Below are 26,037 nucleotides of genomic sequence, written 5' to 3' on the forward strand. Positions count from 1 at the left end.
AGCGCCCAAACCAACAATTCTCCCAAGCAAATCAGTGCCCGGGAGGTTGTTCAGACCCGACTATCTAGCCCTGCTCGGCCGCGGCAAGCTGCTCCACCTCGCGCACGTAGCCGTCGGCATCGAACTTCTTCAGGCTCGCCCCGCTCATGGAACGGACATTGCCGAACACGGGCTGCGGTCCCCAGGGCCGGTCGTGGAGCCCAAAAAGCCACCCCACATTGGTGAAGGAGTTCGCGTCGCGACCATCGATGAAGTAGCGGTTGTTCAGCCGCAGCGCCGTCTCCCAGGCCTCCTCCGGAGAAGCCGACCACTGGACGATTTTCTTTCCCCAGTACATCCGCATATGGTTGTGCATGTAGCCGGTCTCGCGCATCTCCATCATGGCCGCGTTCCAGTGGCGGTCGTGGGTGAGACCCATCTCGAACTGCTCGGGCGTATACAGGTGCGGACGCGGATCGGCGCGGTGCTCGTCGAGCGTCTTGCGGGCCCAGCCCGGCACGCAGGCGTAGTCGTCGTATCGCGGTTCGTAGTGGATGTGGTTTGCGGCAAGCTCCCGCCGGACCACGACCTCCTCGATGTAGGCGGCCTTGTCGTCGGCATCGCCTGCGTCGGCTTCCCGAACGGCAAGGGCGACGGCCACGGGGGAGATCTGGCCGAAGTGCAGGTAGGGACTCATATGCGAGGCGGCGCCGGCCTCTGGCCTGCCGCGCACGGTGGCGTAGTGAGCGAAGGGAGCGCCGAGATAGTGGCGCAGCCTGGCTTCGGCCTGGGACGCGCCGCCCTTGAAGCGCCGCACAGGCCTGACGCTCTGGTCTGCCTTCAGGCGGCGGACGAGCCGCGGCACGTCGTCCAGTTCGAGCGTGCTCTCGAACCGAAGGTCGGTGGCCGGGTGCCTCACCGGCCGTTCTTCAAGAGGCACCAGATATTCGGACAACATGCGGTTGAGCTTGGGCCGCAGCGTGCGGGCGGCGATCTCGTGCTTTGGCGAAGCCGTCCCGACCGGCACAACCAGGTCCCCCTCGACCTGTACCACGCGGCAGGGGGCGCGCATGGCGAAGTCGGCATAGAACTGAACCGCCGGCTTCAGGTAGGTCCGGTCGCAGACGACCAGGGTGGCCTCGGCAGCATAAAGCAGCGCGGTCTCCACCGGCGGTGCCCGGCGGGCGACGAAGGCAATGCCGCGCCGTGCCAGTGCCGGTCCAACCTCAGCCAGGCCCTCCAGCAGGAAGCTCCAGTGGCGGGCGTTGACCTCGGGAAAGCCTTCGGCGATGCCGTAGCACACCAGCACGGGCAGGTTGCGCGCGTTCGCCTCCTCAACCGCGTATTCGAGGGCCGGGTTGAAGGCTGCGCGCTGCGAGAGGCCCATCCAGTACAGAACAAAGGACCCCGCCCCGTTCTCCGGCGCGTCGTTGAGCAGGCGAATGCGACTGGACTGGATCATGGAAGTCGATATGGGGCAGCGGCGCGACGTGGCTAGTCGGGTGGATGCCTCCGTCAGTCTTCGGCAGTGGAGAAGACACGTGTTCCGGAATCCTCATCCGGTTCGGGGGGCTGCGGCTGGCGGCTCATGATGGCGACACGGCGTTTCGCTGGAACGGCGGCTTCTGCCGGGCACGGCGGCCATTCTGCTGCGTGGGGCGGGCCATCCTATAGCGTTCGAACGCCGGGTTGCTGTTCTGCAGTTCCCGCGTCCTCCGAATGCTTCCGAAGCGGCCACGTCGCAGCGCGGACCCGGACGGGGCATGCGCCGGGAGGACCATGTCCTCGTGCTGGCCGCAACAGGCCGGACGGCTCCTTCACGCAAAGGAGCGGCTCTGGCTGGTGCCCGGGATGGGGCCGGAAGGCGGCACGGGAAACGCCTTCTTGGCCGGATCGACCGTCGCGACGCTCACCGCCGCCTCTCGCTGGCGAAAAGCCGCGGCCCGCCCAAGGAGGTTGTCCTCGGGTCGGACAACCGCCTTCTCCCGCCGCTGCCGCTTCAGCGTGGCCGCGACGTCGTCCAGTTCAGGCTGCCCGGGCTCATCGAAACGGCGCTTGTTTCGCAGGGGCTAGGACAACAGCGGTCGCAATGCAGAAGCCGCTGCCGAGAAATGGCAGCATCTTCGCCACCGGAACAGGAACCTTGCTTCTTACGAAGGACCGGCACCTTCCCGATGACATTCATGCTTCCGCGGTGATCAAGCCGGTTCAGCAACCGTGGCCTGTCCGGCAATCTCCGCAAGCCGCGCGGCATAGCGCAGACCAGAGGAGCGGAAGCTGAAGCTTGTGCGAATAGTCCGGCCGCCAAGCACGCCAAGTGCTCGACCCATGGCTGGATTATCAACCAGCTTGATCATCTTCTCGGTGGCCTCGTCCAGATCCGGTTCGGCCCATTGCTGATCCTCCCAGTGAGGATAGGCGTTAGCCGGCACCGGAACCAAATCGCAGTTGATCGCGAAGGAGTTGTCGGGCGTCATGAAGTCCATGTTGCCGGACCAGCCGGTTCCGATAACCGGAAGACCGAGATACATGGCTTCGGCCAGTCCCAGGCCATACCCCTCCGAGCGGTGCAGGGAAACAAACGCATCGCTGCATCGGATGAGGTTGTGAACCTCCGCTTCGGGCAAGGTTTTATCGAGCAGAACTATCCGCTCTCGCATTTCCTTCAGGCTGTCCAGGAAATCCAGCACTTCGGCGGGCGCCGCCTCCGCTCCATGCAATTTAATGACAAGACAGGTTCGCACCCAGGGTCTGGCCTGCAGCAAGCGGCGGAAACATTCAACGACAGCCTGCGGGTTTTTCCGCATCATGTACGAACGGCAATCGAAGAACAGCAGAAAGGCGTAATGATCCTCCGGGATGCGGAAATACCGGCGGCTGAGAAAACTGTTGAACTCCACTTCGGTCGCAAGTGGCATGTAGAGTACTGGACGGTCCACCGCATTCCCAACAGAAGCCTGAATGAATTTCGAGGAGGCCCAAACCTCATCGAACTTTTCTAGCTGGTTCGCCCATTCATCGGGGTAGCGCGGCAGCTCCCAGAAAGGGATGACGATGTTGTGGCCCGGTGGCAGTGGGCCGAGCCTTTCCAAGGCAGGCTCGATCTCGTTGCCGTTCAAGTGGAAGATATTGATGGCGCTGTAGTCGTCAGTCATGAAAGGCAGAATCGACTTGACCTGGTCGGGTTCCGGAACTTGGAATTTCCAGACATCGCGGACGGCAACGTCAATGCCGACACGCCGGCAAGCCGCCAGGGAAATTCTTAAGGCGCGTCCGGTCCCGATTGGATTGAAGGGGTGACCCACCAAGGTCACTTTCGGCGACTGTTCCTTGTTTGCCATTTCACTGGTTCCCTTCACCGGACAACAGGTGATCAGCCGCCCTTGCGTTACGCACCGCCTCCAGAAAGCCATGGCCGAAGCGATGGTCAGGTTCTAGGTAGGCCCCTTCAGCCCACTCGTTCCACGCGTTTATGAAGACCAGCCTTTCATCGCCCTGCAGGTCACGCTTGGTTTCCCGGATTGCCGTCTCCATCCAGGCTTGCAACGCACCAGGCGTGGGATCCTCGAGGATGAAGCCGTTGTTTGGCCGGCGAGCGGTGTTGTCCCAGCCCGGCATAACCGTGCGGAAGCGGGTATAGCCGGGCGATTCACGGGTTGCGATCCGGAGAGCAGCCTCGTCGTAATCGGCCACGCTGCCATGAAACTCTGGATTCAACATGGCGCCACTTGGCGGCCGGACCTCCGGCACATAGTGGGCCGGGAATTCCACAGCAGCGTCACAGCCGTAATAAGACGGGGGTACGTTGGTCGCGGCCAGCTGGAACGACTCGACCATCGCTATGTAGATGTCTCCAAGACCCAGGCGAAGACCCTCCGCTCGCCACCGGCGTGCTGTTTCGCTGAAATCCGGGAACAGGTCGGTCCGGTAGACCAGGATAAGCGGTTTTCCGCGCACCCGGATGTAAGACGGATGTCGCATATAGCGGGCAAGGTCGCGGATAACCCCGATGTCATCGTCGGGCGAATGACGCTGAGCCATCAGCACCTCCTGGTCCTGCCCATCCCAGCGTCGGGTCCAGTTCTCATTGGCCCAGCACAAACAAAAGGGGTGCGCCGGCGACGCTGAGTCGAGGAGCCGCTCCAGAGGATGGTCCAGCAGGCGATGCCCATCGAACCAGTAATAATAATAACAAAACCCGTCTATGCCGTATTTGGAAGCCAGATCCCACTGCTTGTCCATGACCTCCCGCACGCGCAGGTCATAGTAACCCAAGTCCGACGGGCGACGTGGCTGGTCATGCCCCACGAAGTTGGGCTGAGCCTTGGCCACATTCGTCCACTCCGTGAAGCCTGGCCCCCACCACATGTCGTTTTCTGGCACGGGATGAAACTGCGGCAGGTAGAAAGCGATCGTTCGCACGTCGTCCATCGCGTCAAACGTGGCTTGGTAACGTGCGGACAGGAACTCCATATTCCGGGCGATGAGCCCGTGCTTGTAGCTGTTGCTCAGGGCATTCGAACTTTTGCTGAGATGATGAGCGATCTCAGCCTCCGGCGTATAGAGAATCCGGAGGCCACGTTCGCGAATCCGCAGGCAGAGTTCCAGGTCCTCGCAATACGCGGGTGCCAGCTCGTCGGCGAACCCGCCCAGCTCGTGGAAAAGGTCCGTGTCGAGCATCAGGCAAGCGCCGGAAACATAGTCGACGTCCCGCATGTAGGACCAGCGTGGGTTCTCCGGTCGGTCGTTCAAACCCAGCATCTCGACCGATCCTTCGCGCCGGATGCGCACGCCCGCCTCCTGCAGCACACCGTTCGGATAAACGATGCGCGGGCCGACGGCACCAACACCAGGCTCGTCTAAGGCGTGCACCAGGCCAGCAAGCCAGCCGGGAGCCACCTGCACGTCGTTGTTCAGCAGGACGAGACGGTGCCCTGTTGCTTCCTGCGCCGCTGTGTTGCAGTTCCGCAGAAAACCGAGGTTCCGCGCCTGGTTCACGAGCTTCAAGTTCGGAACCTTTGCCAACACCTCTGCCGTTCGGTCAGTGGATGCGTCGTTGGCCACAATGACCTCGAACGTGATGGCACCCGAAGTCGAGGCGATCGAGAGCAAGCACTCGATCGTCGTTTCTATTTCGTTGAACACCGGAACGAGGATCGAGACATCCGGTCTCTCGTCACAGGCTGGAAGAAGGATGCGCTCCGCGGCCGCATCAAGATCATCCGCGCCGACATCGATCATCGGACGCGGCCGGTAGGTTAATCCGGCACGGCGCTCAGCGAGAGCTTCGGCGATGCGCGCCTGCATCTTGGGGTAACGTTCCCACTCCCAGATCCCGTTCGCGACGGGCAGCGTCTCGGCTGTCCAGGGAACCTGCTTCACCCGCTCTGCTGTCGGAACTGGTTGTAGCGAGGCAGAACCTTCAGCCCCTTCCAGAAGCAGTGTCGTCTGCGGGGCCAGCCCAATCGGAAGAGCTTCGTTCGGCTCCGCGCGCAGCGTTTCCTGCCAGCGCTGGTAAGCTCCGGTCCGTGCGAAGAAGCCGGGTTTACGGGAGAACACATAGTTCTTGATCTGCAACCGAAGGCCGCTGGGGAGCGGCAGGGTTCGGTACACAAACCGGCTTGTATGGGCCGAGGTCAGGTAAGTTGCGCGCTTCAGTTTGCGCAGGCTGTTTCCGACGGCCCGCAACGCGCCGGTCGTCCGCCACGAGTGCGAGCCGTATAGGGCATCGATAAGCCGTGCGTAGTCAGCACATTGCCTCTCAAGCCTGCTCACCTCACTTTGGGCGTTCACCAGTTCATGCCGCAGGGCATCGGCGTCGGCTGATGCCTGATTCCAGAGCAGGGCAAGCTCGTCCACACGCTGCCCCCGCTGATCGAGCTCGCCTTGCATCGAGACTCGGCGGGTCTCCATGTCCCTGACCTGCCGGCGCAGCACTTGTTCGTCTGCCACCTTCCGTTTCAGTTGCTCATGAAGCTGCCTGACTTCCGCAGCGGCACGACTGCGCAGCTTCTCTTTTTCGGAAAGAGTGGACTCCAGCTCCTGGTTTCTGCTTCGCAGCTGAAGAACATGCTGGTTCTGCTCTTCCAGCGCAGCAGATGCCTGCTTGAGCTGTGTTTCCAGGTTTCCGCTGTGTGCTTCCAGCTGGAGAATGTGCTGGCGTTGCCCTTCCGTCGTGAGGGCTGCCTGCTGATTTTGACGCTCCAGATCCTTCAACGTGCCGCTCAGATTGTTCTCGCGCGAAGCGGCCTCCGACGTTGCCCGCTGCTGCGCCTCAAGCTGTGCACTTAGATTGAAGATATCCTGCATGTAAGATGGTTTTTGTGGAATGAAGAGGCCAGCAGGCAGGTCGGGCAAGGGCCCGTCCGAGGCGACCGCTATGATGTAAACAGGGTTCGGCAGGCCCGACCCCTCCACCAGATCCCCGTCTTCCCCATCCCTGTAGTTGGTGATCGTCGCCGTGAGATCATTCACCGGCATCAACACCGAGCCGTAATGCACGCGCTGGCCGTACAGCGTGGACGCTTTGAAGTGCTGGGACAGGAGAGCCTTCAGTTCGGAGACATAAAGCTCGCGGATATGATAGGGGTTCTTGTACCGGGGAACATCCGAGTACTCCCGGCGGTCCGGCGAAGACAGAACAAGAACACCGTTCGGGGCCAGCACGCGCTTCACTTCCAGCATCATGCGGCGGTGGTCAGACAGATGTTCTATGGTCTCAAAGCTGACGACGACGTCGACGCTGGCGTCGCCGAGCGGTATTGCGGTTATGTCGCCGCGAACGAACCGGAGATTGGATTTCTTATAGGCCTGACGGGCATGTTCGATCGATTCCTCATCGACATCCACGCCAGTTACCTCGAGAGCCGTACCTGCCATCAACTCCGATCCGTAGCCCTCGCCGCAAGCGATATCGAGAACGCGCTTGCCGGCAACAATCGACCGGGCCGCCAGATACCGGTGTAGGTGTTCGAGGCGAATATCGCCCTCGACCTGAGGCACGAAACGCTCTCCGGTAAATTCCATTTGGCCTCTTCCCTATTTGGTCGCGAGCGAAAGATTCATTATCTGGGACCACGAAAAGATAAATTTACCCTTGTGGGCCTTTTGAGTTCCCGGCGGTGGCAATAGCAAAACCTCATTCTTGTTGCTGCGCCCCAGGTAGCCGCTTGCAGATCATGATTGAATGTGCCGTTGCACGAATAGCAGTAGCTTGGGTAGCACAACCAAGGTCTCCCAGCTACCTGGGCTAACGGCGGTGGTCATGGCTCCTTTAATCGGTCTCCAATAACTTTCTCGGCTTGCGGAGCCGGGAGGTGTCGGTGACGTGCCCGGGCGTGGGGAAGGTTGGCCGCAAGAGCGATGAAGAGAGTCCGGAGGAGGGTGAGGATCGTTCGGAGGTCGGCTCCGCGCCTGCGACGGACAGCGAGCAGGCATGGCAGGGAGGGGACGATGATGGCGCTGAGGATCAGCGCGGTCAGTCCAGGGTTTGATGCCGCTGAACGGTGGAGGAGCCTGGCCAAGCTGGGCGTAGGGCTACGACTCTTCGTCGCAACACCGAACTCAGAACGCTTCGGGCGATCCGCGTGTGAAAGCCGCCGGAAAGCAAAGCATGTCGTCTGGCGCAATGTCCGGCGTCGGCAACCCCGTGGGCGCCACTCCGCGCTCCGTTTTCTCAACCTTCGTCACGTCCGGGGAACGGCCCGCAGGTGATCCACCGCCTCTCCACCCGACGTCACCAGCTCCGTGCACGCCTGTTCTCCCGCATGGTGCAACACGCCTCGGGCCTTACGGCGGCGCAGATCACGCGCGGGAAGGCCTGCTGCGGCGGAGTATGTCCCGGAGGGAACGGTTGACCTGCGCTGGAGCTTGCGGTGGGCCAAGAACCGAACGCAGCTCGTGGCGGTTGTCTGACGCGGGCATGGCGGCCATTCGTGCCGGTACCCGCGAGCCGAAGCTTGGAAGCTCGTGGTCGCTGAAACGGGGCTGCCGCACGATGTCCACGGCACCATGAGCCCGCCTGCCACCCGGAACAACCGGAATGCCGCACCGGCCTGCCGGTCACACCGGGGCCGACAGGCAGACGGACACCGCTCCGGAGCACTCCGCGGAACAGCGTCCCGTCGCGGGGCCCGCTCAGCGCAGGCTGAAGCGGATCGGCACCACCAGCTCCATCGTGGAGTCCAGCCATTCCCCGGGTAGCGGCGGGAAGCCGGAGACGCGCGTGGGCATGGATTCCGCCTCCGTGTCCAGGTCCGGATCGCCGGAACTGCGTGCGAGCCGGGCGGACACCACCGTGCCGTCGCGGCGCAGCGCGAAGCGCACCAGGGCCACGCCTTCGATCCTGCGCGCGCGGGCACCGGCGGGGTAGCGCTGCACGCGGGCCAGGGCCTGCTGGATCAGCCCGGCATAGCTGGGCGGAACCGCCGAGCTGCGCGCCGGGGCAGCGGGGGCGGGGGCCGCGGCGGGGGCTGTCTGGGTCTGCTGCGCCTGGGCGGCCGGCGGGGCGGAGGGCTGGGCCAAGGGTTCCGCGCTGCGGGGGCGAGGCGGCGGCGGCGGGGCGGCGGGTCTCGGGCGCGGCGGCGGAGGCGGCGCGGGGGCGACCGGCGGCGGAAGCGGCAGGGCCGGATCCTCCACCAGGGCGGGTTCCGGCCTGGTCTCGGGCGGCGGCGGCTCCTGGATGGGCGGGGGCGGCGGAAGCTCGGGCTCTGGCGGGGGCGGCTCGGGCGCGGCGGGCTCGGGTGGGACAACGGCCGCTTGCTCGGGGGGCGGGGGCTCGGGCGGAGGCGGCTCCGGGGTTGGCTCGGAGGGCGGTGCCTGCGGCGGGGAAACCACGGCGGGCTCTGGGGTCGGTTCGGGGGTCGGCTCTGTGGTCGGCTCTGGGGCGGGCTCGGGCGTTGGATCGGGCGGTGACACCGTTTCCAGCTCCACCGTCATCAGGGTGTCGCTGGGCGGCGGGGGCTGCATCAGCAGGATCGCCAGCGCGCCGGCGTGCAGCAGGGCGGACAGGGTCCAGGCCGCCGGGCCCAGCAGGCGGCGCCATGCCGGCGCGGGCCGCGCGGCGGGCTTACCGGTTTCTCCGAGGTCCAGGGGGAATGCAGGTGGGATCGTCCCGGCGCCGGGCGCGCTGGCGGCATCAAGGGCGGCCCGGAGCACGCCCGGGCCGGGCGCGGCGGGGGCGGCGAGGATCGCCGGGGCCGGCCCGGCCTCCCGGCGCGGCAGCGGGAAGGGCAGTTCGGCGAGAGGCGCCGGGCGCGGCCGCTCGGCCAGGAGGGAATCCATGCGGCGGGCCTCAGCGTACCGGGGCGACGGGCTCGGCCTCGGCGATCAGCGAGACGCGGGTGATGCCGGCCTGGGTGACGCGCCCCATGACGCGCAGCACGTCGCCATAGGGCACGGCGCGGTCGCCGCGGACATGCACGGGCGCCTCGGGATCGGCCTCGTGCAGGGCCTGGAGCCGTTGGGCGAGCTGGTCCTCCGCGATCTCGTCCTCGCGCAGGAAGACGCGGCCGCCCGGCGCCACCGTCAGAACCACGGGCGGGGTGGGGGATGCGGCGCGGGCGGCGGCCGTGCGCGGCAGGTTCACGGGCACGCCCACCGTCATCAGCGGCGCGGCCACCATGAACACGATCAGCAGCACGAGCATCACGTCCACCAGGGGCGTGACGTTCATCTCCGACATCGGGGCGCCGCCGTCCTCGTCGTCCTCGCCGAAGCCGCCGCCCAGGGACATCGCCATGCCGCGCTACTCCGCTGCCGAAGTGAGGGGCACCGAAGCGAAGGGCACGGCAGCCGCCACGGGGCGCGGGCCGGGCCGGGCGGCGAGCGGAGCGGGCACCTGCTCCGGCGTGCCGGAAGCGGGGCGGCGGGCCAGGCCCGCGGCCAGTTCCGCGATGGCGGCGTTGGCACCCTGGCGCAGGCGGGCGAAGCCCACCACGAAGCGGTTGTAGGCCATGACGGCCGGAATGGCCGCGACCAGGCCGATGGCGGTGGCGAACAGGGCCTCCGCGATGCCGGGCGCCACCACGGCCAGGCTGGTGTCGCCGCTGCTGGCGATGCCGGAAAAGGAATTCATGATGCCCCAGACCGTGCCGAACAGGCCGACGAAGGGCCCGACGGAGCCGATGGTGGCCAGCAGCGGCAGCCCGGGTTCGGCCGCGCGGAAGGCCGTGGCCAGACGGGCGCGCATGGCGTGCTCGATCCGGTGGCGGTACTCGCCGCGGCTTTCGGCGGGGTCGCGACCCTCGTGCCATTCGCCGGCGCCCGCGCGCAGCACCTCGGCGGCCAGGCCCTCCTCGGGCGGGGCGGCCCCGCCCGCGGCGGCCGCCAGGCGGCGCGTCTCCCCCCGCAGGCGGCGGGTCGCGGCCATCTTCTCGATGATGATGCCCCAGCAGGCGATGGAGGCCAGCGCCAGCAGCAGCATGACCGCCTTCACCACCGTGTCGGCCTGCAGGAAGAGGGCGAGGGGCGAAAGGTCGTGGCCGGGGGCGGAAGGGTTCATCGTCTCACATCTCCAGGGCCGCGCCCCATGTCCCCGCATGCGCGGGGTGACTGTTGTCTGGCAGGGGCAGGCGATGGGGCCCGGGCGGCGGGCCTTCGGCGGGATGGTCCCGGCCTTGTTGCCGCATTGCAGCAAGGCCGGGGCAGCAGCCTTACCGCAAGCCGGGCGGGGGCGCAACGCGGTTGAGAACGACTTGCATTTCGTGTTTCGCCCCAACTCCCCGTGAGCCTTTGCGCATGGCGCATCTCCGCGGCCCATCCGGCGTAGATTCCCCGTGACCGCGACACGAAGCGAAGGGGTGCGCCATGGCTGACCTGCCGAAGATCGACATCGAGGGAAGCACCGAGCCGGCGGTCGCCCTGGCCCTGCTGCGCATCATCATGGATGCCACCAAGGATAAGGACACCCACGACCGCGACTGGATTCTCTCGACCTACGCCGATTGCCTGGCCGTGGTGGGCGGGGCGGAGATCGACTACGGCGAGGACGACGCGGAGACCGCCCAGGACGCCTGAGCGCGCCCCTCCCGTCCCCGCGTGAGGGTTGCCGCGCCGGGCCGCCGGGCGCAGCTTCAGCCCCAATGGTCTGGGGAGGATGCGGGATGGCGGATGGCGGGACCGGTGCGGAGTTTTCATCGCTCAACCCGATGATGGCGCCTCGCAGCGTCGCGGTGATCGGCGCCTCGGACGAGCCGACGCGGATCGGGGGGCGCCCGCTCTCCTACATGATCGCGCGCGGCTTCGCGGGGCCGGTCTGGCCGGTGAACCCGAAGCGCGACCGCGTGCAGGGCCTGCCCGCCTTTCCGGACGTGGCTTCGCTGCCGGGCGTGCCGGACGCCGCCATCGTGGCCGTCCCCGGGGCGCTCGCGGAAGCGGCGGTGGATGCGCTGGGCCGGCGCGGCTGCCCGGCCGCCATCGTCTTCACCGCCGGCTTCGCCGAGGTGGACGAGGCCGGGCGCGCGGCGCAGGAGCGGCTGGTCTCCATCGCGCGCGGGCACGGCATGCGGCTGCTGGGGCCGAACTGCCTCGGGCTGTTCAATGCGCCGCTCGGCTATTTCCCGATCTTCACCTCCTCCTTCGAGAACGGCTGGCCGGCGGAGCCGCTGGCCGGGCGCGGGCGGGTGGGCATCGCCAGCCAGTCCGGCGCCTATGGCACGCACCTGTTCGGCGCCGCGCGGGCGCGTGGCATCGCCACCCCCGTGCTGGTGACCACGGGCAACGAGGCCGAGGTGACGCTGGGCGACGTGATCGGCTGGATGGCCGAGGACGAGGGGATCGAGGTGATCGCCGCCTATTCGGAGGGCGTGCGCGAGGGCCCGCGCTTCCTCCAGGCGCTGGAGGCGGCGCGGCGGGCCGGCAAGCCCGTGGTGATGATGAAGGTCGGGCGCTCCCCGCTGGGCGCTCATGCCGCGCAGTCCCACACCGCCAGCATCGCCGGCGACGACGCCGTGACGGGCGTGGTGCTGGAGGAGTTCGGCGTCCACCGCGCCCGCAACACCGAGGAGCTGCTGGACGTCGCCTATGCCGCGACGCCGCGGATCTACCCGGTGGCCAACACGCTGGGGGTGGTGTCCATCTCCGGCGGCGCGGGGGTGATGATCTCGGACGTGGCGGAGGAGCAGGGGCTGGCCATGCCGCCCATGCCCGAGGCGGCGCAGGCGCGGCTGCGGGGGCTGATCCCCTTCTCCAACCCCGCCAACCCCGTGGACTGCACGGCGCAGGTGTTCAACGACATGTCCCTTGTCGGCGCCTTCGCGCGGGGGATGGTGGAGGATGGCGGCTACACCAGCCTGATCGCCTTCTTCACCCAGGTGGGGGCCTCCCCCTCGCTCGCGCCCAAGCTGCGGGCGGAGCTGAACCGGGTGCGCGAGGACCATCCGGACCGGCTCTGGGTGCTGAGCGTGCTGGCGCCCCCCGAGCGCGTGCGGGAATACGAGGCGGACGGCTACCTGGTGTTCGAGGATCCCTCCCGCGCCGTGGTGGCGCTGGCGGCGCAGGGGCGGTTCGGCGCGGCCTTCGCCCGGCCCGCGCGGGCGGCGGTGCCGCTGCCGGAGGTGACGTTGCCGGACACCGCGCCGGACGAGGCGGGGGCGAAGCGGCTGCTGGAGGCGGCCGGGGTGCCCGCCGTGCCGGAGGTGGCGACCGAGGGCGTGGAGGCGGCGGTGGAGGCCGCGCGGGGCATCGGCTTTCCGGTGGTGATGAAGCTTCTCTCGCCGGACATCCTGCACAAGTCCGAGGTGGGCGGCGTGCTGCTGGGGGTGGCGGACGAGGCCGCCGTGCGGGCCGGGTATGAGCGGCTGATGGCCAACGCCGCGGTGAACGCCCCGGGCGCGCGCATCACGGGCATCCTGGTCGCGCGGCAGGTCGGCGGGGCCGTGGAGGTGGCGCTGGGCATCGCGCGCGACCCGGTCTTCGGCCCCGTGGCCATGGTGGGGCTGGGCGGCGTGTTCATCGAGATCCTGCGCGACGTGGCGCTGCGCCGCTGCCCCGTGGACGTGGCGGAGGCGGAGGCGATGATCCGCTCGCTGCGCGGCTTCCCGCTGCTGGACGGCGCGCGGGGGCGGCCGCGCGCGGATGTGGCGGCGCTGGCGCGGGCGCTCTCCTCGCTCTCGGCCTTCGCGGCGGCGGCGGGGGAGCGGCTCGTCTCGGTGGACGTGAACCCGATGCTGGTGCTGCCGGAGGGCCAGGGGGCCTGGGCGGCGGACGCGGTGATCGAGCTGGGATAGCCGGAGGGGTCCAGGAAATCCCCTCCCCGGCCTTGCTTGCCGCCCTTCGGCGGGGGCACCTTCCCCCCATGCAGGAGCCCCCCCGCCGCGTGACCCCCGGCCGCCCCGTCATCGTCTTCGACACCGAAACCACCGGCTGCACCCGGGAGGACCGCGTGGTCTCCCTCGGCGCCGTGCGGCTGGACGCCGCGCTGGAGCCGGAGGCGACGCTGCACCTGGTCTTCGCGCCGGGCATGCGCTGCCATTTCGGGGCCTTCCGGGTGCACGGGCTGTCGGACGCGTATCTCGCGAAGCAGGCGCCCTTCCCGGCCCATGCGGCGGAGGTGGCGGCATTCTTCGGCGGCGCCGTGGGCTGCGCGCACAACCTTTCCTTTGACCGGCGCATGCTGGGCGGCGAGTTCGACCGGCTGGACCTGCCGCGCCCCTGGGAGGGGGAGTTCTGCACGATGCTCGCCTGGCGCCGGCACCGGCCGGGGGAGCGGGCGGGGCTGGCGCATGCCTCCGCCTCCTGCGGCCTTTCGCGCGAGACGGCGCTGCACGGGGCGCTGGAGGATGCGTGGCTGGCCGCCAACCTGCTGCGCGCGCTGCACGGGATGGAACCCGCGCCCATGCGCCTGCACGGCTTCACCAACGACCGGGTGGGGGAGATGGCGGCGTGACCGGAGAGCGAGCGGAGCGGTTCCGGGCGCTGCACGCGGCCGGCTGCTTCGCGCTGCCCAATGCCTGGGACGCCGGCAGCGCGCGCATCATGGCGGGGCTCGGCTTCCCGGCGGTGGCGACCACCTCCGCCGGGCTCGCCTTCATGCTGGGGCGCCGCGACGGGGAGGCGGCGGTGTCCCGCGCGGAGGCGCTGGAGAACGCGCGGGTGCTCGTGGGGGCGGTGGAGCTGCCGGTTTCGGCGGACCTGGAGGACGGGTTCGGCCCCCTGCCGGAGGATGTGGCGGCGACGGTGACGGCGGCGGTGGGGGCGGGGCTCTGCGGCTGCACGATCGAGGACACGACGGCGGACCCGGCGGCGCCGGTCCATGGCTTCGACGCGGCGGTGGCGCGCGTGGCGGCCGCCGTGCGCGCGGCCCGTGCGGCGCCGCACCCCTTCGTGCTGACGGCGCGGGCGGAGAACTTCCTTCATGGCCGCCCGGACCTGGACGACACGCTGCGGCGGCTGGTGGCCTTCGCGGAGGCCGGGGCGGACTGCCTCTACGCCCCGGGCCTGCCGGACGAGGCGGCGATCCGCGCCGTGGTGCGGGCCGTGGCGCCGCGCCCCGTCAACGTGCTGATCGGCCCCCGCGAAGGGGCGGTGCCGCTCGCGCGGCTGGCGGAATGGGGCGTGCGGCGCGTCAGCGTCGGCGGGGCCTTCGCGCGTGCGGCCTATGGCGCGGCGCTGGAGGCCGGGCGGGCGCTGGCATCCGGCGAGATGGAGGTTATTGCGGCGCTGCCGCCTTACGGGCAGATCGCGCCCCATATGCGTTCGGGAGAGACACAGACGTGATCAACAAGATCGTCCGCGACATGGCGGCCGCGATGGAAGGCGTGCGGGACGGCAGCACTGTGCTGATCGGCGGCTTCGGCGCCGCCGGGCAGCCCGACGACCTGATCGAGGGGCTGATCGAGCAGGGCGCGCGCGACCTGACCGCGGTGGCCAACAACGCGGGCTCGGGGCGCACGGGGCTCGCCCGGCTGATGGAGCTGGGGCGGGTGCGCAAGATCATCTGCTCCTTTCCGCGCAGCGCGGGCTCGGTGGTGTTCGAGGAGCTGTACAAGGCGGGCAAGCTGGAGCTGGAGATCGTGCCGCAGGGCACGCTGGCCGAGCGGATGCGGGCCGCGGGCGCGGGCGTTCCCGCCTTCTTCACGCCGACGGCCGCCGGCACGAAGCTGGCGCAGGGCAAGGAGGTGCGCGAGTTCGACGGCCGCCCGCACGTCATGGAGATGGCGCTGCACGGCGATGTCGCGCTGGTGGAGGCCTGGGAGGCGGACCGCTGGGGCAACCTGACCTTTCGCCGCAGCGGGCGGAACTTCAACCCGGTGATGGCGATGGCGGCGAAGCTGACCATCGTGCAGGCGCAGAACATCGTGGAGCTCGGCGCCATCGAGGGCGAGCGCGTGGTCACGCCGGGCATCTTCGTCAACCGCGTGGTCAACGTGCGCCGCGGCGCGCCCTGGGCCTGAAGGAGGAGACGCACATGCAACCCTGGTCCCGCACCCAGATGGCCGCCCGCGCCGCGATCGACATTCCCGACGGCTGGTACTGCAACCTCGGCATCGGCATGCCCACCCTGATCGCCGACCACATCCCGGAAGGGCGCGAGGTGGTTCTGCATTCCGAGAACGGCATCCTCGGCATGGGCCCCGCGCCGGAGAAGGGGCAGGAGGACGCCTGGCTGATCAACGCGGGCAAGCAGCCCGTGACGCTGCATCCGGGTGGCTCCTATTTCCACCATGCCGACAGCTTCGCGATGATCCGGGGCGGGCACATCGACCTTTGCGTGCTCGGCGCCTTCGAGGTGGCCTCCAACGGCGACATCGCCAACTGGGCGACGAGCGAGAACGACAGCGCGCCGGCGGTCGGCGGCGCGATGGACCTCGCGGCGGGCGCCAAGCGCGTCTGGGTGATGATGGAGCACACCACCAAGGACGGGCGGCCGAAGCTGGTGGAGGCCTGCTCCTACCCGCTCACGGCGATGCGGGCGGTGGCGCGGGTCTACACGAATCTGGCCGTGCTGGACGTGACGGAGCATGGCTTCACCGTGCGCGACCTGGCGCCGGGCGTGACGATGGAGCACCTGCGTTCCGTGACGGCGGCGCCGCTGGCGGATGCGCGCGAGGCCGTGGCGTGAGCGCTGCGCCGCTGCCCGGGGGCACGGCGATGCCCGAGGGCATGGCGCTGCACGAGGCGCGCGACGGCGCGGTGCTGACGCTCACCCTCGACTACGCCGCGCGGCGCAACGCGCTGGCGGTGCCGCTGCGCGAGCGCATGGCCGAGGTGCTGGAGGCGGCGGAGGGCGATGCCGCCATCCGCGCGGTCGTCGTGACGGGGGCTGGCGGCGTCTTCTGCTCGGGCGGCGACATCTCCGGCATGGACGTGCAGGACGCGCTGTCCGGGCGGGAGCGGCTGCGGCGGGCGCATCGGACGATCCGCCTGCTGGCGGCGGGCAGCAAGCCCGTGGTGGCGGCGGTGGAAGGGTGGTGCGTCGGCGCCGGCCTGTCCCTCGCCTGCGCCTGCGACCTGATCGTTGCGGCGGAGGACGCGCGCTTCATGGCGGGCTTCGGCAAGGTCGGGCTGATGGGCGACCTCGGCCTGCCCTTCACCCTGCCGGCGCGGGTGGGCGCCGGGCGCGCGCGGCGCATCCTGATGCTGCACGAGCAGGTGACGGCCACCCAGGCCGAGCGGATCGGGCTGGTGGACGAGGTGGTGCAGCCCGGCCAGGCGCTCGCGGTGGCGACCGAGCGGGCGCGGTTCCTCGCGGAACAGGCGCCCGCGCCGATGGCGCTGACCAAGGCGATGCTGTCGGCGGGGCTGGACGCGGCGCTGGAGGTGGAGCGGCACTATCAGACCACGCTGTTCCTTTCGGCCGACCACCGCGAGGGGCGCGCCGCCTTCCTGGAGAAGCGGGCGCCGCGCTTCGGGGGCGGGTGAGGGCCCGATGACGCGGCGATTGGACAAGCGCGCCCGCGCGGTCTGAACTGCGGGGATGACAGAGCACTGGCGCCTGACGGCGAGCGAGATTGCGGAGCGCGTGCGCGCGCGGGACGTTTCGGCGGAGGAGGTGGCGCGGGACGCGCTGGCGCGGCTCGACGCCGCCAACCCCGCCATCAACGCCGTCGTGCAGTTCATGCCGGAGGAGGCGATCGCCGCCGCCCGCGCGGTGGATGCCGCCATCGCGCGCGGCGAGGATCCCGGGCCGCTGGCGGGGGTTCCCGTCACCACCAAGGTGAACGTGGACCAGCGCGGCTTCGCCACCACCAACGGGCTGCGCATCCAGAAGGACCTGGTCGCCCCCGCGGACAACCCGGTGGTGGCCAACCTGCGGCGCGCGGGGGCGGTGATCGTCGGGCGCACCAACACCCCGGCCTTCTCGCTCCACTGGTTCACGCGCAACTCGCTGCACGGGCACACGCGCAACCCGCGCAACCCGGCCCTGACGCCGGGCGGGTCCTCGGGCGGGGCGGCGGCGGCGGTGGCGGCGGGGATCGGCGCGCTGGCACAGGGGACGGATATCGGGGGTTCCGTGCGCTATCCCGCCCATGCCTGCGGCGTGCACGGGCTCAGGCCCACCATCGGGCGGGTGCCGGCCTGGAACCCGGGTGGTGCGGAGCGGGCCATCGGGGCGCAGCTCATGGCGGTGTCCGGCCCCATCGCGCGCTCGGTTGCCGATATCCGCCTGGCCCTGCGCGCCATGGCGGCGCCCGACGCGCGCGACCCCTGGTGGGTGCCCGCGCCGCTGGAGGGCCCGGCCTTTCCGAAGCGCGCGGCCCTTTGCGTGCGGCCCGAGGGCATGCCCACCACCCCGGCGGTGGAGGCGGCGCTGCGCGATGCCGGGCGGCGGCTGCAGGATGCCGGCTGGACCGTGGTGGAAACCCCCGTGCCGCCCTTGCGCGAGCCCGCGCGGATGCAGGCCATGCTCTGGCTGGCCGAAAGCCGGCGCGGCATGAAGAAGGCGCTGGCCGAGGAGAACGACCCCGACGCCAACTTCGTCTTCGCGCAGATGGAGCGGCTCTGCCCCGAGCCGGACTTCAACACCTTCCAGGACGCGCTGCAGGCGCGGGCCGGGTTCTGCCGGGAATGGAACCTGTTCCTGGAGCGCTACCCCGTGGCCCTCATGCCCGTGGCGGCGGAGCCGCCCTTCCCGGACCTGCTGGACCTCGAATCGCCCGCCGCCTTCGACCGGGTGATCGAGGCCATGCTGCCCCAGGTCGGGCTGCCGCTGATGAGCCTGCCGGGGCTGACGGTCACCACCGACCTGTCGGGCCCGGCGCCCATGGGCGTGCAGCTTGTCGGCGGCCGCTATCGCGAGGACGTGCTGCTCGAGGCCGGGGCGGTGATCGAGGCAGGCGGGCCGATGGTCACGCCGGTTGACCCGGTTCGTTGATCCGGTTCGTTGATCCGGGCGGGCCCGGGCGGCGCGGCCGGATTCGAGCGCCCCCTCAACCCGCGCGCCCTCTCCACGTTTGGACCCCGGCGGGCCGCACGGCGCCGCGGCCCGGACGAATTCACGAGGAGAGAGAACCATGGACAGCGATCGCATCATCGGCGCCGGCAAGACTGCGGCCGGCGACGTGCAGGAAGGCATCGGCAGCCTGATTGGCGACAACCGCACCCAGGCCCAGGGCCAGATGAACCAGGCCAAGGGCGAGGTGCAGAATCAGATTGGCCAGCTCGAGGACTACATCCGCGACCAGCCCCTGACCGCCGCCGCGATCGCGGTGGGCTTCGGCTGGCTGCTGGGCCGCCTGCGGATCATCTGATCCCGGGTGCCACGTGTTTCCGGGGAAGGGCCCTGTGCCCTTTCCCCGGGAACCGGCTCCGGCCCGCCACCGGGCCGGGTGGTTGACCATGCCCGGATCGCCGGTATGCCCAGGCGATGCGGGGTTCCCGTAACCGATTGTTATCCGGCCTGATCCGGCCGGGCTGGCGCGCCCATCTGCGGCGGCAGCATGAAACGCCTTCCGCGCCGCCCCTTTCTCGCCCTCTCCCTGTCCGGCCTCGCCCCACGGGCCATGGCCGCGCCGTTGGACGAGGCGCTTCGCGAGGGTGGCACCTTGCCGCGCCTGCACAGCGTGATCGTGGCCCAGGGCGGGCGCATCCTGGCCGAGCGCCGCTTCCGCGGCCCCGCCCTCGGCGCGGCGCAGAACATCAAGTCGGCCTCCAAGACGGTCCTCTCGGCGCTGGTGGGGATCGCCATCGCGCGCGGCGTGCTCCGCGGCGTGGATCAGCCGGTGCTGCCGCTGCTCCGTCCCCTTCCGCCCGATCTGGACCCGCGCACCGAGGCGATCACGGTGGGCCACCTCCTGACCATGCGCGCGGGGCTGGAGCGCACCTCGGGCCAGAACTACGGCGGCTGGGCGGCGGCGCGCGATCCCGTCGCCTATGCGCTGACCCGGCCCTTCGTCGATGAGCCCGGCGGCGGGATGCAGTACTCCACGGGATCGTCTCACCTGCTGGGGGCAGCGCTCGCCCGGGCGGCGGGGCGGCCCCTGCTGGACCTCGCGCGAAGCTGGCTCGGCGAGCCGCTCGGCATCGCCGTGCCGGCCTGGCCGCGCGATCCCCAGGGCCGCTATTACGGCGGCAACGACATGCGGCTTGCCCCGCGCGACCTGCTGCGCCTCGGGGAGGCCTATCGTCTGGGCGGGGCATGGCAGGGGCGACCCGTGCTTCCCGCGGAATGGATCGCGGAAAGCTGGAGGCCCCGCGCGCGCTCCGCCTGGAGCGGGCAGCTCTATGGTTATGGCTGGTGGATCGGCGTCGCCCGCGGGGTGCCCGTGTTCTTCGCCTGGGGCTATGGCGGGCAGATGCTCTATGTGGTGCCGGAACTGGAGGCGACGGTGGTGATGCTGTCCGACCCCGCGGCGCCGCGCGATCCCGCGCATATGGCGGCGCTGCACGCCTTGCTGGCGGATGCGATCCTGCCCGCGCTCGGCGCCCTGGGGGATGGCGGGCTGGCGGTGCCGGAGGCCGGGTAGCGCGGCCCGCCCGGGGGAGGCTGGCGCCGGCCGCGTTCCGCGGCATGATCGGCGGAGCGGCAGGGCAAGGCGACCGATGATCACCATCCACCACCTCAACAACTCCCGCTCCCAGCGGGTGCTCTGGCTGCTGGAGGAACTGGAGGTTCCCTACGAGCTCCGCCGCTACGAGCGCGACGCCGCGACCATGCTGGCGCCCGAGGCCCTGCGCGCGGTGCATCCGCTGGGCAAGGCGCCCGTGCTGGTCGAGGGCGGGCTGGTGGTGGCCGAAACCGGGGCGATCGTGGAGTACGTCCTGGAACGCCACGGCGCCGGGCGCCTGGCGCCGCCGCGCGGGGGCGGGGACTGGTGGCGGTTCCGGCACTGGATGCACCACGCCGAGGGCTCGGCCATGCCGCCGCTGGTGATGACGCTGATCCTCGGCCGGTTGCCGCAGGGCATGCCGCCCGCTGCCCAGCCGATGGCGCGCCAGATGATGGAAGGCGCGCAGAAGGGCTTCGTCGCCCCCAACCTGGAGCGCCTGAAGGATTACTGGAACGAGTCCCTGGCCGCCACCGGCTGGTTCGCCGGGCCGGACATCACGGCGGCCGACATCATGATGAGCTTCCCGCTGGAGGCCGCCTCCGCGCGTTCCCCCTTCGGGGAGGGGCGGCCACACCCGGGCGCCTTCCTGGCACGGATCCATGCGCGGCCGGCCTACCGGCGGGCGCTGGAGCGGGGCGGGCCCTATGCCTACGCCTGAGGGCGGCTCACAGCAGGCCCTCCCGCCGGAAGGAAAGGTGGCGGCCGTTGCCGATGATCAGGTGGTCGTGCACCACCACCGAGAAGACCTCGCCGGCGGTGCGGATCTCCCGGGTCATCTCGATGTCGGCGCGGCTCGGCGTGGGGTCGCCGCTGGGGTGGTTGTGCACCAGGATCAGCGCGGTGGCGTGCAGGTCGAGCGCGCGGCGGATGACCTCGCGCGGGTAGACGGGCGTGTGGTTCACCGTGCCTCTCGCCTGGGCCTCGTCCGCGATCAGGCGGTTCTTGCTGTCGAGGAACAGGATGCGGAACTGCTCGACCTTCTCGCGCGAGATGGCGGCGTTGAGATAGGCGATCAGCCGGTCCCAGTTGTTCAGCAGGGGCTGCTCCATCGCCTCCGCCCGCGCGAGCCGCAGCGCGGCCGCCTGCACCAGCTTGAGCGCGGCCACGCTGTGCTCGCCGAGGCCGCGCGTGGCCAGCAGCTCCGCCTGCGGGGCGGCGAGGACGCCCGCGAAGCTGCCGTAGCGGTTGATCAGCGATTTCGCGAGCGGCTTGGTGTCGCCGGTCTTGAAGGCGAAGAACAGCAGCATCTCCAGCAGCTCGTAATCGGCCAGCGCGTCCGGTCCGCGCTCCAGCAGCTTCTGGCGCATCCGGCCGCGATGGCCCTGCGGGCCCGTGCTGGGGAAGGGCGCCCCGCTGGCCGGGGTGGCGTCCCATGCCGGGTTGCCCGTGCCGCGGGGAAGGCGGCCCTCGCTCAGGCCCGCCGTGTCCGCGAAGGGAAAGCGGGGGGCCGGGCCGAACTCATCCTGGCCGAAGTCGCGGGGAAGTCCGCCCGCGAGGTCGCGCCCGGCCAGGTCCTCGGCGAAACCCCTGCGCAGGGCTGGCTCCTTCATCCCGGCAAAGGAAGGCGGGGGCACGGCCGGCCGCCCGGGCCGCCTGCCGAAGAGTTGTGCCAGCCACATCGCGAACATCCTGTTCCCGTCGCCCGCGCCTCCGTTCTGGTGGCGCAACGTCATCATTCCGCCACTGGAGGCGGCACTCAAGCCATCAGATCGGCCGTTCCCGCGGTGTTCCCGGCGAAAGGCACGGGCCGGGCCGCGGCGTGGAACCCCAGGGCCGCGCGGGCGGCGGCAAGTAACGCTTCCCGATCCGCCCCACCGTCCCCAAACTAGGGGAATGGCCTCCCCGCTCTCCTCTCCGCACGAAACACCCGACCCGGACTTCGCCGACCTGCTCGCCCAGCGGCCGCACCTTCGCGCCCATGTGCTGGACGGGCTGGTGATGGACGACGTTCCCCTGGTCAACATCGCCCGCGAGGCCGGCACGCCCTGCTGGGTTTATTCCGCCGCCACCCTGCGCCGCCGCCACGCGGCGCTGCGCGACGCCCTGCGGGAGGCCGGGCTCACGGCCTCCATCCACTTCGCGGCCAAGGCGAATGACAGCCTGGCCGTGCTGCGGGTGCTGGGCGACGAAGGCGCGGGGGCCGACGTGGTGAGCGAGGGCGAGCTTCGCGCCGCCCGCGCCGCCGGCATCCCCGCCGGGCGGATCGTCTTCTCCGGCGTCGGCAAGACGCATCGCGAGATCGCGCTCGCCCTGGAGGAGGGCATCCTCCAGATCAACGCGGAGAGCACGGAGGAGGTGGAACGCATCTCCGAGGTCGCGGCGTCGGTGGGGCGCGAGGCCCCGGTGACGCTGCGGATCAACCCCGACGTGGACGCCCGCACCCACGCCAAGATCTCCACGGGGCTGGCGGAGAACAAGTTCGGCATCGCCTATGGCGACGCGGCGGCCCTTTACGCCCGCATGGCCTCCCTGCCGGGCATCCGCCCCACGGGGCTGGCCGTGCATATCGGCAGCCAGATCACCGAGGGCATGGCGGCCTATCGCGCGGCCTATGCGCGGGTGGCGGAGCTCGCCCGGGCGCTGCTGGCGCGCGGCCTGCCGATCGAGCGGCTGGATTGCGGCGGCGGCCTCGGCATTCCCTATCGGGACGAGATCGCCCCGACGCCCGCCGCGCTGGCCGGTGCGATCAAGGCCACGCTGGGGCCGCTCGGCCTGCCGGTCATGCTGGAGCCCGGGCGCTGGATCGCGGGGCCGGCCGGGGTGCTGCTGGCCTCCGTGGTGCTGCAGAAGCGCGGGCAGAACCGGCGCTTCGTGGTACTGGACGCCGCCATGAACGACCTGGTCCGCCCCGCCATGTACGAGGCTTGGCACGGCATCCTTCCGCTGGCCCCCGACGCCCTGCACGCGCCGCTGTTCCCGGCCGACGTGGTGGGCCCGGTCTGCGAGAGCGGGGACACCTTCGCGCGCGGCCGCGCCCTGCCCGACCTGCCGCCGGGGGCGCTGGTCGCCTTCCTGGATGCCGGGGCCTATGGCGCCACCATGTCCTCCACCTACAACGCCCGCCCGCTGGCGGCGGAGGTGCTGGTGGACGGGCACCGCTGGGCCGTGACGCGGCCCCGCCAGTCGCACGAGGCCCTGCTCGCGAACCAGGTGGTGCCGGACTGGCTGGGGACGGCCGCCTGATGGCGGGCGGGCCCGACGGCGTGCCGGAGGCGGGGCCGGCGCTGCGCCGGCTCGGCCGGCTGCGCGCCCGGGCCCGCGCCGCCCTGCTCTGGGAATCCCTCTGGCCGCGGCTCTGGCCGGTGCTGGGGGTGGTCGGGGTCTTTCTCGTGCTCGCCCTGTCGGGCGTGTTCCTGATGCTGCATCCCCTGCCGCACCTCGTGCTGCTGGCGGTGCTGACGGCCGCGCTGATCCTGGCGGGGCTGCGCGCGGCGCGCGGCTTCGCCGTGCCGGACGAGCCGGCGGCCGACCGGCGGCTGGAGCGCGCATCGGGCCTGCCGCACCGCCCTCTCGCCACCCTGCACGACCGCCCGGCCGGGGGCGACGCCACGGCCCAGGCCCTCTGGCGCGCGCACCAGGCGCGCGAGGCGGCGCGCATCCGGGCGCTGCGGGCCGGCCCGCCCCGGCCGGGCCTTCCGGCGCGCGATCCGCGGGCGCTGCGGATCGGACTGGCGGTGGCGCTGCTCGCCGCCCTGGTGGCGGCGGGGCCGGAGGCGCCCGAACGGCTGCGCCGCGCCCTCTGGCCGGCCACCCCGCCGCCCGCGCCCGGCCTGGCCGCGCGGCTGGAGGCCTGGGTGACGCCACCCTCCTACACCGGCGCCGCGCCGGTCTTCCTCGACCCCGCGGGGGGAAGCGCCACCGTGCCGGCGGGCAGCCGGCTGCGGGTGGCGCTGTCCGGCGGGCAGGGCGCGCCCGAGCTGCTGCGGGACGGCGCGCCGGCGGCGGATTTCCAGGCGCTGGGGCCGGGCAGCCACAGCGCGGAACTGTTGCTGGAGGCCGGCGGGCGGCTGCTGGTGCGCCAGGGCGGGCGTGACGCCGCCGCCTGGTCCATCGCGGTGCAGGCGGACGCCTCGCCGCGCATCGTCTTTTCCGAGCCGCCCTCCCAGGCGGCGCGCGGGCTGGCCACGCGGATTCCCTGGCGGGCCGAGGACGACTGGGGCGTGGCGAGCGCCTCGGCCGAGATCCGGCTGGCGGCGCGGCCCGACGCGGCCCCGCTGCTGATCGACCTGCCGGTTCCGCCGGGCCAGGCGAAGGCGCCGCGCGGCGTGGCGCAGCCCGACCTGTCCTCCCATCCCTGGGCGGGGCTGCCGGTGCGCGCGACCCTGCTGGCGCGGGACGGCGCCGGGCAGGAAGGGCGCTCGGAGGAGGCCGGGCTGACCTTGCCGGAGCGGGTGTTCAACCATCCCGTCGCGCGCGGGCTGATCCTGCTGCGCAAGGGCCTCTCGCTCGACCCCGGGCAGAGGGGACCCGCCGTTGAGGGGCTGGACCGGCTGGCGGCGGAGCCCGACGCCTTCGAGAACGACACCGCCACCGCGCTCGCGCTCCGCTCCGCCCGCGCGCGGCTGGAGGGCGACACGCGCCCCGAGGCGGTGCCCGAAGCGCAGCAGACCATGTGGGATACGGCGCTCGCCCTGGAGGAAGGGCGGGCGGACCGCACCTCCCGCGCCCTGGCCGAAACGCGCGAGCGCCTGCGCGAGGCCCTGCGCGAGCGCCAGCAGCAGGAGCGCGAGCGCGCCGAGGCCCGGCAGAGCGAGGCGGAGCAGAGGGAAGCCGAGCAGCGCCAGCAGGACCAGGCCCAGCAGGACCGCGCGCCGCAGGACGCCGACCGGAACCAGCCCCCGGGCGAGAACCAGCAGAACACGGCCCGGCAGGAGCAGCAGCGCCAGCAGGCCGAGCAGCAACAGGCGGAGGCGGAGCGGCGCGAGGCCCGGCGCGACGCGGCGCGCACGGAAACCGAGCGCCGCATCCAGGAGCTGCGCGAGGCCGTCCGCCGGCACCTCGATGCCCTGGCGGAGCGGCTGCAGCGGGAGAACGGGGAAACCCAGCCCGAGAACGCCTCTCCCCCGCAGGCCCGGCCGCAGGACCGGCGCGAGGCCGACCGCCGCACCGACCGCATGCGCGAGCAGAACCGCCAGGACCGCCCCGAGGAGGCCGAGCGGGAGCTGGCCGAGCTGGAGAAGATGCTGGAGGAGCTGGAGAACGGGCAGATGGCCCAGAACCAGCGCGAGGAGCGCCGCCAGCGGCGCGAGCGCGGCCAGCAGCAGATGGGCGTGATCCAGGACATGGTGCGCCGCGAATCCGGCCTGCTGGACGGCGCGCATCGCCGCGCCGAGGCCGATGGCGCCCGGCGGGAGCGCGAGTGCCGGCAGGCCTTCCCCTGGAACCGCAACCTGCCGCCCGAGCCGCCCCAGGCCGGCGCCACCGAGCCGGCCGGAGAGGCGCGCACCCAGCGCGCGCTGCGTCGGGCGCTGGGCGAGCTGATGCAGCAGCAGGGCGACCTGACCGGCGAGATCCCGGCGCCGCTGGGCCGCGCCGACCAGGCCATGCGCGACAGCGCGGAGGCGTTGGGCACCGGCGCCGACCCGCGCCCGCACCAGGAGCGCGCGATCCGCGAGCTGTCCGAGGGCGGGCGGCAGATGGCGCAGCGGATGCAGCGCCAGTTCGGCCGGCCCGACCGCCCCCAGCCCGGCGAGGGCGAGGGAGAAGGGGAGGGCCAGGGCGACGCCATGGCCGATGGCTCCGAGGGCGGCGGCGAGGGGCAGGACCAGATGGCCGAGAACGGCGAGGGGCGCGACCCGCTGGGCCGGCGCCTGCGGGAGGGCGCGGGCACCTCGGAGGAGGGCGGCGACACCCGCGTGCCGGAGGAGGCCGAGATGCTGCGCACCCGCCGCCTGCAGGAGGAATTGCGCCGCCGCCATGCCGAGCGCGAGCGCCCGACGGCGGAACTGGACTACATCGACCGGCTGCTGCGGCTGTTCTGAGGAAAATGCGGCCTTTCCGCCCGCCCCGGGCCCGCCATCACCGCCCCTCTGGGCCGGTGGGGTTTGCGGGCCATGCCCGCAAACCGGCA

20 protein-coding genes are annotated in these 26,037 nt (G+C 71.0%); 13 read left to right on the forward strand and 7 right to left on the reverse strand.

Annotation, left to right across the window (positions count from 1 at the left end; genetic code table 11):
* Window positions 1-64: 64 nt before the first annotated feature.
* The 6 genes from ACFFIC_RS20840 to ACFFIC_RS20865 form a co-directional block, all read right to left on the reverse strand.
* A complete protein-coding gene (locus tag ACFFIC_RS20840) occupies window positions 65-1,366 on the reverse strand; it encodes a deoxyribodipyrimidine photo-lyase (RefSeq protein WP_377053927.1) in 1,302 nt (433 codons plus the stop codon).
* An 811-nt stretch (window positions 1,367-2,177) separates the two neighbouring features.
* Window positions 2,178-3,320: a glycosyltransferase gene (locus ACFFIC_RS20845; protein WP_377053929.1), complete on the reverse strand. Its 1,143-nt coding sequence runs from the start codon at window positions 3,318-3,320 to the stop codon at window positions 2,178-2,180.
* A 1-nt stretch (window position 3,321) separates the two neighbouring features.
* Window positions 3,322-7,005 carry a glycoside hydrolase family 99-like domain-containing protein gene (locus ACFFIC_RS20850; protein WP_377053931.1) on the reverse strand — a complete coding sequence of 1,228 codons (3,684 nt, stop codon included), beginning with the start codon at window positions 7,003-7,005 and terminating at the stop codon, window positions 3,322-3,324.
* 1,110 nt (window positions 7,006-8,115) lie between these two features.
* Window positions 8,116-9,261, reverse strand: a complete 1,146-nt coding sequence (locus ACFFIC_RS20855; protein WP_377053933.1) for an energy transducer TonB family protein — start codon at window positions 9,259-9,261, stop codon at window positions 8,116-8,118.
* 10 nt (window positions 9,262-9,271) lie between these two features.
* Complete coding sequence (locus tag ACFFIC_RS20860; protein ID WP_377053935.1) at window positions 9,272-9,718, reverse strand: ExbD/TolR family protein; 447 nt, start codon at window positions 9,716-9,718, stop codon at window positions 9,272-9,274.
* A 6-nt stretch (window positions 9,719-9,724) separates the two neighbouring features.
* The gene (locus ACFFIC_RS20865; protein ID WP_377053937.1) at window positions 9,725-10,480 is read right to left on the reverse strand and encodes a MotA/TolQ/ExbB proton channel family protein; all 756 of its coding nucleotides are present in this window, start codon (window positions 10,478-10,480) and stop codon (window positions 9,725-9,727) included.
* 305 nt (window positions 10,481-10,785) lie between these two features.
* Here ACFFIC_RS20865 and ACFFIC_RS20870 point away from each other — a divergent pair, with 305 nt between their 5' ends.
* The 11 genes from ACFFIC_RS20870 (at window position 10,786) to ACFFIC_RS20920 (ending at window position 20,625) form a co-directional block, all read left to right on the forward strand.
* Window positions 10,786-10,995, forward strand: a complete 210-nt coding sequence (locus ACFFIC_RS20870) for a hypothetical protein (protein WP_377053939.1) — start codon at window positions 10,786-10,788, stop codon at window positions 10,993-10,995.
* 86 nt (window positions 10,996-11,081) lie between these two features.
* On the forward strand, window positions 11,082-13,205 hold the full coding sequence (locus ACFFIC_RS20875) for an acetate--CoA ligase family protein (protein WP_377053941.1): 2,124 nt from the start codon (window positions 11,082-11,084) through the stop codon (window positions 13,203-13,205).
* A gap of 68 nt (window positions 13,206-13,273) precedes the next feature.
* Window positions 13,274-13,864, forward strand: a complete 591-nt coding sequence (locus ACFFIC_RS20880) for a 3'-5' exonuclease (RefSeq protein WP_377053943.1) — start codon at window positions 13,274-13,276, stop codon at window positions 13,862-13,864.
* Complete coding sequence (locus ACFFIC_RS20885) at window positions 13,861-14,694, forward strand: isocitrate lyase/PEP mutase family protein (RefSeq protein ID WP_377053945.1); 834 nt, start codon at window positions 13,861-13,863, stop codon at window positions 14,692-14,694. The genes ACFFIC_RS20880 and ACFFIC_RS20885 overlap by 4 nt, the downstream gene beginning before the upstream one ends.
* Window positions 14,691-15,371 (forward strand): 3-oxoacid CoA-transferase subunit A, encoded by a 681-nt coding sequence (locus ACFFIC_RS20890; protein WP_377053947.1) that lies wholly within the window; start codon window positions 14,691-14,693, stop codon window positions 15,369-15,371. Before ACFFIC_RS20885 ends, ACFFIC_RS20890 begins: the two co-directional genes overlap by 4 nt.
* Before the next feature lie 14 nt (window positions 15,372-15,385).
* Window positions 15,386-16,039 carry a 3-oxoacid CoA-transferase subunit B gene (locus ACFFIC_RS20895; protein WP_377053949.1) on the forward strand — a complete coding sequence of 218 codons (654 nt, stop codon included), beginning with the start codon at window positions 15,386-15,388 and terminating at the stop codon, window positions 16,037-16,039.
* On the forward strand, window positions 16,036-16,839 hold the full coding sequence (locus ACFFIC_RS20900; RefSeq protein WP_377053951.1) for an enoyl-CoA hydratase/isomerase family protein: 804 nt from the start codon (window positions 16,036-16,038) through the stop codon (window positions 16,837-16,839). The genes ACFFIC_RS20895 and ACFFIC_RS20900 overlap by 4 nt, the downstream gene beginning before the upstream one ends.
* A 55-nt stretch (window positions 16,840-16,894) precedes the next feature.
* Window positions 16,895-18,292, forward strand: coding sequence for an amidase family protein (locus ACFFIC_RS20905; RefSeq protein WP_377053953.1), 1,398 nt, complete (start codon window positions 16,895-16,897; stop codon window positions 18,290-18,292).
* A 139-nt stretch (window positions 18,293-18,431) separates the two neighbouring features.
* Entirely contained in the window at window positions 18,432-18,668 is a 237-nt protein-coding gene (locus ACFFIC_RS20910) for a CsbD family protein (protein ID WP_377053955.1), read from the forward strand.
* A gap of 189 nt (window positions 18,669-18,857) precedes the next feature.
* Window positions 18,858-19,883 carry a serine hydrolase domain-containing protein gene (locus tag ACFFIC_RS20915; protein ID WP_377053957.1) on the forward strand — a complete coding sequence of 342 codons (1,026 nt, stop codon included), beginning with the start codon at window positions 18,858-18,860 and terminating at the stop codon, window positions 19,881-19,883.
* 76 nt (window positions 19,884-19,959) lie between these two features.
* Window positions 19,960-20,625 (forward strand): glutathione S-transferase family protein, encoded by a 666-nt coding sequence (locus ACFFIC_RS20920; RefSeq protein WP_377053959.1) that lies wholly within the window; start codon window positions 19,960-19,962, stop codon window positions 20,623-20,625.
* Window positions 20,626-20,632: 7 nt separating this feature from the next.
* Here ACFFIC_RS20920 and radC read toward each other — a convergent pair whose 3' ends face one another.
* Entirely contained in the window at window positions 20,633-21,586 is a 954-nt protein-coding gene (radC, locus tag ACFFIC_RS20925; RefSeq protein ID WP_377053961.1) for a RadC family protein, read from the reverse strand.
* A 214-nt stretch (window positions 21,587-21,800) separates the two neighbouring features.
* Here radC and lysA point away from each other — a divergent pair, with 214 nt between their 5' ends.
* Both lysA and ACFFIC_RS20935 read left to right on the forward strand, forming a co-directional pair.
* On the forward strand, window positions 21,801-23,150 hold the full coding sequence (gene lysA / locus ACFFIC_RS20930; RefSeq protein WP_377053963.1) for a diaminopimelate decarboxylase: 1,350 nt from the start codon (window positions 21,801-21,803) through the stop codon (window positions 23,148-23,150).
* Window positions 23,150-25,948: a DUF4175 domain-containing protein gene (locus ACFFIC_RS20935; protein WP_377053965.1), complete on the forward strand. Its 2,799-nt coding sequence runs from the start codon at window positions 23,150-23,152 to the stop codon at window positions 25,946-25,948. Before lysA ends, ACFFIC_RS20935 begins: the two co-directional genes overlap by 1 nt.
* Window positions 25,949-26,037: the final 89 nt, after the last annotated feature.

This window comes from Muricoccus vinaceus, assembly GCF_042433125.1.
Taxonomy (GTDB): Bacteria; Pseudomonadota; Alphaproteobacteria; order Acetobacterales; family Acetobacteraceae; genus Roseomonas; species Roseomonas vinacea.